The following is a 14,470-nucleotide window of genomic DNA, read 5'->3' on the forward strand; positions in this document are numbered from 1 at the left end:
GCTGACTGATCGGTAACATCGCAGCTGATTGTCACGATGTGATCTCCGGCGGGCGATTTGCCAGTTTCCACCCGAGCTTTCCAAAGTATTCGTCTCATTTTCGAAGTGCCCCGATCAGTTCGAAGCGTCCAGCGGACGCATATACCTGTTTGCATCATGATCAAGTTGTAAGAGGGAGATTCGTGTGGATGGCAGTCCCGACCGAGGAATCGTTTCCGCAGCTCGTCCGGACGACGAACTCACCTTCCCTCTTTCTGCCGCGCAACTTTCCCTGCTTGTCGCACAACAGCTTCGACCCGAGATTCCCGTCAGCATCGCTCAGTACGTGGACGTGGACGGCCCACTCGACATCGAGCTGCTGACCGCTGCCAGCAAACAGACCGGTCGTGAGATCGGCTCCGGATATCTGCGCCTGGTCGAGGTGGACGGGGTTGCGCGTCAGTGGCTCGATCTCGACATGGACGACTCCCTCGACGTGGTCGATCTTCGCGCCGAATCGGATCCGGAATCTGCAGCGCAGGAATGGATGCGCAGAGAGCACACCACCGCCATCGATCCGTTCACCGATCGTCTGGTCAGGCTGGCAGTCCTGGTGCTTCGCGACGACCATTACTACTGGTACAGCCGTATTCATCATGTGGCGCTCGACGGTTTCGGCGCGATGTCGATGATGAACCGCACAGCCGAGATCTACACCGCCGCGGTGCGGGATCTGCCAGTTCCCCCAGCGGTAACTGCCCCCCTCCAATCGTTGGTGAAGGCAGAGGCCGACTATCTGGGCTCAACCCGGTGGGAACGCGATCGCGACTACTGGAACACCAAGATGGCCGACAAGCCGGGCGGAACCTCGCTCGCGTCCTCGACTGCTCCGTCGCAGGCATGGTCACGCCTACGGTCGGCCACGGTACCTACGGAACTGCGGAGCTCCCTCGAACGGCTGGCCGCCGCCCACGACGTGACGACGTCGTCAGTGGTGATCGGTGCACTGGCGGCTTACCTCGCCCGGGCCACCGGGACCCGCGACGTGGTCCTCAGCCTGCCGGTCTCGGGGCGGACGACAAAAGCTGCTCGCAGGTCCGGCGGAATGATGTCGAACGTCGTCCCGATACGTGCGAGCGTCGATCCGCATTTCGCGGTCGGGGACCTGCTGCACGAGGTGAAGATCGAACTCACCGGCGCACTGCGTCATCAGAAGTACCGCCACGAGGACCTACGACGCGACCTCAACGCCGGTGATCACAGCATCGCCGACGGACGAGGCTTCCACGGGCCGTTGATCAACCTCATGCTGTTCCATTCCGGAATCACTCTCGGGGACGCGCACGGCGAACTGAACGTGATCTCGACCGGGCCGATCGAAGACCTCTCCGTCAACGTCTATCAGACTTCCGCAGCCGAAGAGATCCAGATCGACTTCGCCGCGAACCCAGACCTGTACACCAACGAGGACATCTCGCGTCACCACCGGCGTTTCCTCGAATTCCTCGAATTATTCTGCGCCGCAGAATCGGGAACTCGATTGATGGACATCGACCCCGACGCCGCGGGGAAATGGATCGCCGAAGTCCAACACGCCCGCAACGTCGAGTACTGGTCTGCGACCTTGTCGAACCCCGCCGAGGAACTGGGTTTGCCGGTCGTCGCCGGAACCGGTCGAACGTCCACGCCCCTCGAGATCGAGGCAGGCCTCTGCCGGAGCCTCGAGACGATGGCGACGACGATGAACACGAGTCTGTTCGTGCTGTTCCAGTCTGCGATGGCCGGACTGCTGCGCCGCGTCGGTTCGGCCGATGAGGTGTCGATCGGCGTCTCGGTCCGAGGGTACGGCGCCTCCAATCCGGACGATTTCGTCTCGATGTTCGCCAACCAGTTGGTGCTTCGCTCGACGGTGTCGAACACCATGACGCTCACCGACCTGGTCGGTGCGGTGGACACCGTCGCAATCGAAGCTCTCGAACACGCAGACATTCTTCTGTCTTCGGTGACCGCCGCACTCGGTGACGGCCGCTGGGTCGAGACGGGCCCGTTGTTCCGGGCGATGGTCTGTTTCGAGGAGCCGCTGGATGCTCACCCGAGATTTCCGGGGCTCATGGTCGGTGCGCCTATCGGATCGGATCTGGCCACCGTGCCGGAACTGTTTGTCTCCCTGGCGATTCCGACTGGTGAGCATGCCGATTTCGATCAGCCGATCTCCGGTGTTCTGGATTGGCTCGGCACGAAAGAGCAAGCCGAGGACCTCGCCGACCGTTATCTACGAATCTTGACCGCGATGGTCGGTACTCCGCACTCGGCGCTCGGCTCAGTGGATCTACTGCGCCCGGAGGCGCGCCAGGCGCTGGTGCCGCCCGTTCTGCCGATTACCCCGGTCCGAACGCTCTCCGAGATCCTTTCCGACCGCATTCGGGCGACCCCGGAAGCGATCGCCGTGGTCGCGGGCAGCGAGCGCGTGTCGTACCGCGAACTCGATCGACGATCGAATCAGTTGGCGCGCAAGCTCGTCGATCATGGCGTGCAATCCGAGTCGTTGGTCGGAATCATGCTGCCGAAATCCGTGGACATGATCGTTGCCGCTGTCGCGGTAGTGAAGGCCGGCGGCGGATACCTCCCACTCGATCGTGCACACCCCGCCGAGCGTTTGGCATACGTGGTCGAGGATGCGCAACCGGTGTGCGTCATCTCCGATTCCACTTTCCCGAACTCCGCCTTCCCGAACTCTGACGTGGTGGTCGTCGGCGTCGAATCCGACGAATACTCCGGTGAGAGTCTGGAAACCGATGAGCGCCCGCGCGGACACGGAGCCGACAATCTGGCGTACGTGATCTACACCTCGGGGTCGACGGGCCGACCCAAAGGTGTCTCCGTCACCCACGCCACCGTGGTGCGATTGTTCGAGAACACGCACGTCGAATTCGGATTCGACGGCAACGACGTGTGGACGATGTTCCACTCGTTCGCCTTCGACTTCTCGGTCTGGGAACTGTGGGGCGCGCTGCTCCACGGCGGAACGCTGGTCCTGGTCGATCACGAGGTATCACGCGACCCTGACGCCTTCCGGGCGCTGGTCGCCGCAGAAGGCGTCACCGTGCTCAATCAGACGCCCTCGGCCTTCTACCAGTACATCGAAGCCGACCTTCGGGCCGATTCGGAGACCCGGCTCCGGTACGTGATCTTCGGTGGCGAAGCCTTGGACCTGCGTCGACTCGGGCGCTGGTACGACAATCACCCGGGGTACGAAAGTCACACGGAATCCGCGCCTGCACTCGTCAACATGTACGGCATCACCGAGACGACGGTGCACGTCACCCATCTCGAACTCGACCGGGCGAGCGCGAGTGCGCTGACCGGCAGCCGGATCGGTGACGCGATCGACGGACTTCGTGTGTACCTGCTCGACGAGCATCTCTCCCCGGTCCCGGTGGGGATCGCGGGGGAGATCTATGTCGCGGGCGGTCAACTCGCCCGTGGCTATCTGGGCCGTCCAGACCTCACCGCGGGCCGGTTCGTCGCCGATCCGTTCAATGCCGGCGGACGACGGTTGTACCGGTCCGGCGACCGCGCACGATGGATTGCGCCCGGACAACTCGAGTACCTCGGACGCGGCGACGCGCAGGTCAAGATCCGCGGATTCCGGATCGAACTCGGCGAAATCGACTCCGTCATCCTCAGCGCGCCGGGAATCGACGATGCCGTGACCGTCGTGGCTCCGACGCCGGCGGGCGGCGCTCTCGTGACCTATGTGACCGCTTCCGACGTCGTGGACGCCGAAGCCCTCCGAGCTCACGCCGCCGAAGCCCTCCCGACCTACATGGTTCCCGATGCCTTCATGGTCCTCGATTCGATTCCGTTGACCACCAACGGAAAACTGGACCGGCGTGCGCTGCCTTCGCCTATCCTGGCCTCCACCAAGGTCTTCCGACCCCCGACGACCCCGACCGAGGGCAAGGTTGCGGCGGTTCTGGCTGACATCCTGAGTAGTGGACCGCTCGGACTCGACGATAATTTCTTCCATCTGGGCGGAAACTCGCTGGTAGCGACGACGGCGGTAGCGCGCTTGACCGAAGCCACCGGGGTTAAAATGCCGCTGCGTGCACTCTTCGACCATCCCACGGTGTCCGGGATCGCGGCGACGATCGAGCGTGCGGCACAGACCCCGGACGCCGACGGTATTCAGGTCGTGGCCCGGCCGGCGGTACTGCCTCTCGCTCCCGCGCAGCAGCGACTGTGGTTCCTGAACCGCGTGGCACCGGAATCAGGTGCGTACAACATTCCACTGGCGGTGTCGTTGCGCGGCGCCGTCGATCCCGACGCACTCAGTGCCGCGATCGTGGACGTCGTGACACGTCACGAGTCACTACGCACCGTGTTTCCTCAGATCGGGGACAACGCGACGCAGAAGGTTCTGGGCCTGGGCGAGGGGATCGCAGGGCTCGAGTCGATCGACGTGGAACGCGGAAGCCTCGAGAGAGTGATCTTCGAATTCTCTTCGGCCGGTTTCGATCTGGTCCGCGAACGTCCGGTGCGCTACCTGCTGATCACTGTCGCCGCCGAGAAGGAAGGCGATGACGAGGAAGCTGTCCTCGTAGTGGTTCTGCACCACATGGTGGCCGACGGTTGGTCGCTCGCGCCGTTGGCTGCTGATCTCACCGGCGCCTACGCCGCCCGCGTCGGCGGCAACAGCCCGCAGTGGGCACCCCTTCCGGTGCAGTACGCCGACTACACGCTCTGGCACCGAGAACACCTCGGCGACGCGTCATCCACCGATTCACTTGCCCACTCACAGATCGCGTTCTGGAAGCAGCAGCTGGCGGGAGCGCCCGAGCAGCTCCACCTGCCGACGGACCGTCCGCGCGCACTCGACCCGACCATGCGCGGAGCCGGAGTCGACATCAGAATCGGCGCTTCCACGCATCAGAAGCTCGTTGTACTTGCCGCCGATCACGACGCCACGCCGTTCATCGCCCTGCACGCGTGCTTCGCCCTGCTTCTGGCCAGGTACAGCGGCACGGACGACATCGTCATCGGAACACCGGTGGCCGGACGAGGGGACAGATCTCTCGATCTGCTCGTCGGCATGTTCGTCAACACTCTTGCCCTGCGGACCTTCGTCGATCGGGACGCAACGTTCGCCGCACACCTGTCGCAGGTCAGGGCCGTCGACGTGGATGCCTTCGACAATGCGGACGTGCCTTTCGACGTCGTCGTGGACGCGCTCGAACTGGACCGCTCGCCTGCGCACCATCCGGTCTTTCAAGCTGCCATCACCTCGCGGATAACCACCGCTCACACAGCCGAACTGGCCGGGGTGTCGATGACGGCGCGGGCAGTCGAGACGGGGCTGACCAAGTTCGACCTCGAGCTCACCGTTACCGAACGTCACGAGTCCGGGGCCGCAGCAGGAATCGATGCCACGTTCACCTATTCCACCGACCTGTTCGACAACGCGACCGTCGAAGCCTTGGCGCGAAACTTCGTAACCCTCGTGGAATCGGCAGTGTCGGAACCGACTGCACCGGTTGGTGACCTTCGTGTACTCGGATCGCGGGAGAGTGCCGCGATATTGCCGCGACGCGGTGTGGCTTCGGTGGGCGAATCGACGCTGGCGCAGATCCTCGGGGACACCGCGAGGACGTATCCCGACGCGATCGCCCTCGAAGACTCCGAGCGCTCACTCTCGTACGGGGAGCTGGAGCGTCGATCGAATCGGATCGCTCGATACCTCATGGACCTGGGAGTCGGCCCCGAGACACCGGTCGCACTGGCCGTCGCCCGATCGGTCGACTCCGTGCTCGCAGTCTGGTCGGTCACCAAAGCCGGTGGCGTTTTCGTCCCGGTCGATCCCCGTTATCCCGCAGATCGAGTTGCGCACATGCTCGAGGATTCGGGTGTGCGGATCGGAATTCGGTCCGCCGAGGTTGCGGCTGGTCCGGCAGCCGGTGGGAACGTCGCAGTCTGGATCGACCTCGGCGACGCGGACACGGTTGCAGAATGTGCCGCCTACTCCGACGCTGCCATCGACGACGCTGACAGAACAGCGTCGATCACTGCGGCGTCGGCTGCGTACGTCATCTACACGTCCGGCTCGACCGGAGTGCCGAAGGGCACCGTCGTCACCCACGCGGGTTTGGCCAATCTTGCTCGCGAACAACAGGATCGGTACCGGATCACCGCCGGGTCGCGAACTCTGCATTTTGCGTCACCGAGCTTCGACGGCGCCGTACTCGAGCTACTGCTCGCCGGTTCGACCGGCGCGACGATGGTGATCGCCCCTCCCGACATCTACGGAGGGGAGGCGTTGAGCGAGTTCCTCCGAAGCCGCGAGGTCACTCATGCCTTCATCACTCCGGCTGCGCTGGCGACCGTCGATCCGGCGGGCGTGACGTCACTGGAATGCGTAGTCGTCGGCGGCGACGTGTGCACGCCGGAATTGGTCTCGAGCTGGGGCAACGGGCGCAGACTGCACAACGGATACGGTCCGACCGAAACCACTGTCATGGTTGCCATCAGTGACCCACTCTCACCGGGGGAGCCGATCACCATCGGCGGTCCCATCCGCGGAATCGACGCCGTGGTGCTCGACTCTCGGCTGCAACCGGTCCCGATCGGCGGCGTCGGCGAGCTGTACATCGGTGGGCCGGGCCTTGCACGTGGTTACCACCTTCGTCCCGCGCTGACGTCGGATCGGTTTGTCGCGCATCCGTACTCGACGCCCGGTGCCCGGATGTACCGAACCGGTGACCTGGTCCGCTGGACCAAGGACCTGACCCTTCGCTACGTGGGCCGCAGCGATCATCAGCTCAAGATCCGCGGGTTCCGCATCGAACTCGGCGAGATCGACGCTGCTCTGATGGATTCCCCTCTCGTCCAGTTCGCCACGACGATTCCCGTCGAATCCGCCGCGGGTACCACTCTGGCGTCGTACGTGTTGCTCAGCGGCGACGCTGATATCGAGTCGCTGTTCGTGGGACTCGCCGACACGCTGCCGCGGTACATGATTCCGTCGTCGATCACCCCGATCGACGCCATTCCGTTGACTCCGGTCGGCAAACTCGATCGCAGAGCGTTGCCGACGCCGATACCGCGCGAAATCCTCGGAACGGGCCGTGAACCCGAGGCCGGACTCGAACGAACCGTTGCCGACGTGTTCGCTTCACTGCTCGACGTGCCCGAGGTCCGGGCCGGAGACAGCTTCTTCGATCTCGGGGGCAACTCGCTCGTCGCGACGCAGGTGTCCGCGCGGTTGAGCGCAGCGACGGGACTCACGGTGGACGTTCGCTCGATCTTCGAAGCGCCGACCGTCGAAGCGCTCGCTGCACGTCTGGCGGCGAGCGCCGAAGAATCAGACGATCGACCTGCCCTGAGCGCCGGTGCTCGCCCGGACCGCCTACCGCTCTCCGCTGCGCAACAGCGGCTGTGGTTCGTCAATCGCTTCGACCCGCAGTCCGCGGTCTACAACATTCCGTTCGCGATCCGCATCACCGGAGACATCCACGGCGATGCACTCGAGGAGGCGCTTGCGGACGTCATTGCACGCCATGAGGTGCTTCGAACGATCTACGTCGACAGCGCCGACGGCCCGAGTCAGGTCATCCGAGCAATTTCCGACGTGCAGTTCTCCGTCGAGCGCTACCGCGGATCCGAAGGTATCGAATCCGCGACGACGGAGTTCGCGGCGCGTGGGTTCGATCTCGGTTCGGATCTGCCGATTCGGGCCATGCTGGTGCGCGAGGACACTTTCGCTCACGTACTGGTCGTCGTCATCCATCACATCGCCTTCGACGGCTGGTCCCTGACTCCCTTTGCGGCAGATTTCGTCGCGGCGTACTCCGCACGCGTCGTCGGAGACGCCCCGGTTTTCACACCGCTCGACGTGCAGTACGCCGACTACGCGGTGTGGCAGCAAGACTCGCTCGGACAGGTCGGCGACCAGGAGTCTCTGGTTGCCCGCGAACTGACCTTCTGGACCACTGCCATGGCTGGTGCCCCGGACGAGGTACTGCTACCGGTCGATCGCCCACGCGGATCTGTCTCCACGACCGCCGTCGGATCGGTGCCGATCGTCATCGACGCGGCGACCGGGGAGCGTCTCGCCGCCTTGGCGAGGCGCAGTGGCTCGACGCAGTTCATGGTCGTACACGCGATCCTGGCGGTTGTTCTCGCGCGTCTCGGTGCAACCGACGACGTGGTGGTCGGCACCCCGGTGGCAGGCCGCGGGCGACCCGAGCTGGATTCCCTGATCGGGATGTTCGTCAATTCGGTACCGCTTCGCACGCCGGTCGATCACCGAGCGCCGTTCACCTCCCTGCTCGAGGTCGTCCGTGAACGCGACCTTGCCGCCTTCGCGCACCCCGAGCTGCCCTTCGAGGTGCTGGTCGACGCCCTCGATCTCGACCGGTCCACTACGCGACACCCCCTGTTTCAGGTCATGCTGTCGTACCACCAGAATGTGGTCTCGCCGCAGGTCACGGTCCACGACGCGCATCTCGAAGCGCAAGCACTCGAACCGTCCGTCGCGAAGTTCGACCTCGAGTTCACCCTGCTGGCAGGCGATTCCGAGAAGACCGAGATCACCGGGTCGCTCAGGTTCGCCGAGGCGCTCTTCGACATTGCCACCGCGGAAACGATCGCCGCGCGTGTGCAGTCGGTGGCCCGCGCCGTCGCCGCAGATCCGGACGCCGCGATCGACGACCTAGATTTCCTCAGCACCCTCGAGCGGGCGTCGCTGATGCCGGTACGAGGTCCGGCGTGGACCAGTTCGCGCACCTTGGCCGAAATATTGACGCGGACCGCCACCCGTTCAGGCGATTCGGTGGCCCTTCGATCCGGTGACACCACCGTGCTCTACCGAGATCTCTTCGCCCGTGCATCGGCGCTTGCCCGCCGTCTGACCACGGAAGGGATCGGTGCCGAAGACATTGTGGCGATCGCGATTCCGCGCTCGATCGACTCGATCGTCGCCTTGTGGGGCGTTTCCTTGACCGGCGCCGCGTTTGTTCCGGTCGATCCGCGATACCCCGCCGATCGCATTCTGCACATGCTCACCGACTCCGGAGCCACTCGCGGAGTGACGACGGAAGCGGTAATCGAATCACTGCCCCGCCCGGTTCCGTGGATGACAATGGACGACATCCACGGCGACGGTGTCGGGCAGCCGGTTCCGGCCGCGCCGATCCGAATCGACAACCTCGCCTACATCATCTACACCTCCGGATCGACGGGAAAGCCCAAGGGCGTCAGCGTCACTCATCGTGGCCTGAGCGCGTTGGCGGCCGAGCAGACGGCGCGTTACGGCATCTCGGCGCAGTCGCGGACGCTGCACTTCTCCTCACCGAGCTTCGACGCATCCATCCTCGAACTGCTGCTCGCAGTCGGTGAAGGCGCGACGATGGTGATCGCCTCTCCCGACGTCTACGGCGGCCAGGACCTAGCCGAATTGGTCACCGATCACCAGGTGACCCACGCGTTCATCACACCGGCAGCGCTGGCCTCGGTCGATCCCACCGGGCTGGACGTCTTGCAGTCGATCGTTGTCGGTGGCGAGGCATGCCCACCCGAACTGGTCCGTAAGTGGGCACCGGGTCGCCGATTGTTCAACGGCTACGGGCCGACGGAAACCACCGTCATGGTCTGCATCAGTGATGCCTTGAGCGTGGGGGAGACCGTGACCATCGGCGGGCCCGTCCGCGGCGTGTCCGCGGTAATTCTCGACGGCTCGGCTCAGCCGGTACCCGTCGGGGTCACCGGTGAGCTCTACATCGCCGGCCTGGGACTTGGCCGCGGCTACCTCGACCAACCCGCCTTGACGGCGACGCGATTCGTGGCAGCGCCGTTCGGCCCGGCCGGCACCCGCATGTACCGGACCGGTGACTTGGTTCGGTGGACGCCGCTCGAGACGATCGAATACGTCGGACGCTCCGATCACCAGGTGAAAGTGCGCGGATTCCGCATCGAACTGGGCGAGATCGACTCCGTCCTCAGCACTTACCCCGGCGTCGAGTTCGCGGTCACCGTGGGCGTCGACGCAGCTTCCGGTGAGACGATGTTGGCGTCGTACGTAGTGCTCGGTGCCGATGCGGTCGAGATGGACGAGTTGCTGAGCCATGCGCGCCGCTCACTGCCCGCCTTCATGGTGCCGTCGGCGATCACCCCGATCGATCACGTACCGCTGACCCCCGTCGGGAAGCTCGACCGATCGGCATTGCCGGCGCCGACACTGCGTTCGTCCGAGCGAAGTGTCGAGCCGCTGACGACCGCGACCGAACTCCAGGTTGCCGGCGTCGTGGCGGAACTGCTGGGTATCGAACAGATCAGTGCGTCGGACAGTTTCTTCGAACTCGGTGGCAACTCACTGCTCGCCACCAGACTGGCCCAGCGACTCGGCGAGTCGTTGGGCAGGCAGGTGCCTGTCCGAATGCTGTTCGAGCACCCCGAAATTCGGGAACTTGCCACTGCGCTCGACACATCCGCCGGGGCGAAGGCGCTTCCACCGATCACCGCCGTAGACCGCCCCGAGCGAATTCCGCTGTCCTACGCGCAAGCACGCATCTGGTTCCTCAACCAGATGGATCCCGGCTCACCCGCGTACAACGTCCCTGCTGCGATCTCCCTCGACGGTGCACTCGACGTGCCGGCCCTCGAAGCTGCGGTCCTCGACGTGATCGAAAGGCACGAAATCCTGCGCACGGTGTTCCCCGACTCCGACTCCGGTCCACACCAGGTGATCCAGGATGCATTCACCTCGCTCGAGTACGGAAATGCGGACACCCGTGAACCGGCAGAGCTCGCCAGAGAATTCGCGTCGCGTGGATTCGACATCACGACCCAAGCTCCCGTTCGCGCGCTCCTGCTCGAATCGACGCCGCAGCACCACACACTTGTCATCGTGATCCACCACATCGCGGCGGACGGATGGTCGATCGCGCCGTTGATGAAGGACGTGCTCACCGCCTACGTCGCGAGAAGTTCGGGACACGCTCCCGAGTTCACCCCGCTCGAAGTGCACTACGCGGACTTCGCCATCTGGCAGCGGGAAGCGCTGGGCTCGGTGAACGAATCCGAGAGCGTGCTCGGGGCACAGGCGTCGTACTGGCGGGAGACGTTGCGGGGCGCACCTGAATTGATCGACCTTCCGAGCGATCGAGCGCGTCCGCTCACCCAGTCGTTGAGCGGTGCCCACACCGCGGTCTCGCTTCCGGCGCACACCCGGATCGCGGTCGAGGCGGTTGCCGGAGCCAATGCGGCGACGCCGTTCATGGTGCTGCACGCTGCCTATGCCGTCCTGCTGTCCAGGCTGAGTCGAAGCACCGACATCGTGATCGGATCTCCGGTCGCCGGGCGAGGACACCGAGTTCTCGACGACCTCGTGGGAATGTTCGTGGGCACGGTGGGACTGCGCACGACGGTCGACCCCGGGTCGACGTTCGTCGACGTTCTGCGTACTGTCCGCTCCGTCGATCTCGACGCCTTCGCCCACGCGGACATTCCGTTCGAGCAGGTCGTGGACGTGGTGGCGCCGACCCGGAGCACCGACCGTCATCCGGTGTTCCAGACGATGATCTCGTTCCACGGCGCCCACCCGACGACGTGGGACCTGCCTGGACTTGCCGTTCGTGCCCACGAGATCACACCGGACATCGCCAAGTACGACCTGCAGTTCACCGTTGTCGAACAGACCACGGAGGAAGGCGGCGGCTACGAGGCCTCCCTCACCTACGCGAAGGATCTCTTCGACACCGATACAGCGGAGTCGTTTGCAGTGATGCTGGAAACGATCGTCGAGACACTGACTGCCCAGCCCTCCGCCGTCGTCGGTGACGTGGATCTTGCGGGACGTCGCCTGCGTGCGTTGCCCGGACGTCCGGCCGGCGATGCTTTGACCTTGCCGGAGTTGCTGCTTCGCGGCGCTGCCGATCCGCACGCTCCGGCAATCGTCGACGTCGCCACATCCGTCACGCTCACGTACGGCGAACTCGACCGACGCTCCGACGCTATGGCGTTTGCGTTGATCGCTCGCGGAATAGCGCCGGAAATGATTGTGGCACTGGCGCTTCCGAGGTCGGCCGACTATGTGATCGCGCTCTGGGCCGTAGCGAAAGCCGGCGGAGTGTTTCTTCCCGTGGATCCGGCGTACCCCGCCGAGCGGATCGAGCACATGCTCACCGACAGTGGAGCGGTACTCGGTATCACCAGGGGCGAGTATGCGGCCGACCTTCCGGGCGTCACATCGTGGATCGAGTTGGATGCGATCGAATTCACCACCGAAATCGAGGCAGTCCATTCCGAGACACTGCCGGACGCGCCACTCGAGTTCGACAACCCGGCCTACTTGATCTACACCTCGGGCTCGACAGGAAAACCCAAGGGCGTGTTGGTCACTCACGCGGGACTGGCAGCGTTTGCCGACGAACAGCGGGAGCGTTTCGGCGTCACCGCGCACTCTCGCGCTCTGAGCTTCGCCTCGACGAGCTTCGACGCGTCGGTTCTCGAGCTCCTTCTGGCTTTCGGCGCCGGCGCAACGATGGTGATAGCGCCGCCGACAGTTCTCGGCGGTGTCGAATTGCACGAACTGCTCGACGAGCAGACGATCACCCATGCTTTCGTGACTCCAGCCGCCTTGGCGACTGTCGATCCCGCCGGGCTCGACCATCTCGAAGCCGTCGTCGTCGGCGGCGACGCCTGTTCCGCCGACCTCGTATCTCGGTGGGCACCGGGGCGCCGAATGTTCAACGCGTACGGCCCGACCGAGGCCACCGTCGCCGTCACCATCAGTGATTCGCTGGTCGCGGGGGAGCCCGTGACGATCGGCGGCCCGATCCGCGGCGTGGACGCGATGATTCTCGATTCCCGACTGCACTCGGTTCCCGGCCAGGTCGTCGGTGAGCTCTACGTCAGCGGCGACGGTCTCGCCCGCGGGTACCTCGGCAACCCCGCACTCACAGCCGCGCGCTTCGTCGCCGACCCGCATGGACCCGAAGGCGCTCGGATGTACCGCACCGGGGATCTTGTGCGCGAAGATCGCTCAGGGGCACTGATCTACCTCGGACGCGCAGACCACCAGGTCAAGATCCGAGGGTTCCGAATCGAACTCGGAGAAATCGACGCGGTGCTGGCAGCGGAAGCGTCCGTGCATTCGGCTGTCAGCGTCGTCGTCGGGGAGGGCGTCGACGCTCGGATCGTCGCGTACGTCGTCCCGGCACATGCGGAATTCGACGCCGCCGCGCTGCGCCGTCACGCAGGTATATCGCTGCCTGCGCACATGATCCCGTCCGCTGTTGTCGTGATCGGCGCAGTCCCGACCACACCGGCGGGCAAGCTCGATCGCAGCGCTCTGCCTGCTCCCAACTGGGAGTCGCCGAGTGGACGCAGTCCGGAAGGCAGCGACGAGATCGCGATCTGCGCTGCTTTCGCAGAGGTACTCGATCTGGCCGACGTAGACACGTACGCCGATTCGAGTTTCTTCGAACTCGGCGGCAACTCACTCATGGCAACGCGTTTGGTCGCTGCCATCAAAGAACGCACCAGCATGACCGTCCCCATCGCGTGGATATTCTCCGACCCGACTCCGGAGGCATTGGCGCGCAGACTCTTCGAACTCGAGGCAACAGTTGTGACAAGTGACGCGGATACCTCCGCACTTGCGGTAGTCCTGCCACTACGTCCGGAAGGCCGCGCCGAGCCACTGTTCTGCATCCATCCGGCCATCGGATTGGCCTGGTGCTACGGAGCGCTCGATCGCTACGTCGACTCCAGCCGGCCGCTCTACGGCCTGCAGTCGCCGGTCCTGACGGACTCCGAATTTCGGGCGGAGCTGATCGAGGACTTCGCGGCGCGGTACGTCGAGGAAATTCGCGGAGTTCAGCCGCACGGTCCGTATCACCTGCTGGGGTGGTCCATCGGCGGATTGATCGCTCACGCGGCGGCGGTGCAGTTGCAAGCCGCGGGTGAGAGCGTCGCCGACCTGATTCTGCTCGACAGCTTCGTTCTCGAAGACCCGACGATGGCGGGCGCGCAGCCTTCTCTCGCCGAACTGATCGGCGGGTTGGGGATCTCGGTCCCGGACACCGGCGAGCGTGATCTGACATCCGAGGACGCCGAAGCACTCTTGCGTGAAACCATCGGCGATCACCCTTTGGTCTCGCGCGATCGGATCGAGCGACTGTTCGAGGAATACTCCGCCGGCGCCGAACTGGCTCACCGATACCGCCCGGGCAAGTTCGTGGGCGATCTGCTGTTCTTCTCGGCACACGCCGACACCTTCGACCCGCTGCGAACCGCGTCGGCGTGGCGACCGTTCGTCTCCGGGGTGATCATCGACCGTCCGGTGCCCACGTCACACGCCGAAATGTTCACCGAGGCAGGTCTGGAGGCGATCGGACCCGTGATCAACCTTGCGGTCGGAACGGGTCGTCACGCGGCCCCGGACGTCGACGCTGAGTTGGACGCTCTGATCGAGATCCAAGACGTGCGCGGCTGA

Annotated in this window: 1 protein-coding gene; it reads left to right on the top strand. The window is 64.6% G+C overall.

What is annotated here, in order from left to right; translation table 11 throughout:
* Positions 1 to 184 precede the first annotated feature (184 nt).
* A complete protein-coding gene (locus AOT96_RS25455; RefSeq protein WP_065352462.1) occupies positions 185 to 14,470 on the top strand; it encodes a non-ribosomal peptide synthetase in 14,286 nt (4,761 codons plus the stop codon).

Source organism: Rhodococcus sp. 008 (assembly GCF_001682295.1).
GTDB lineage: Bacteria > Actinomycetota > Actinomycetes > Mycobacteriales > Mycobacteriaceae > Rhodococcus_F > Rhodococcus_F qingshengii.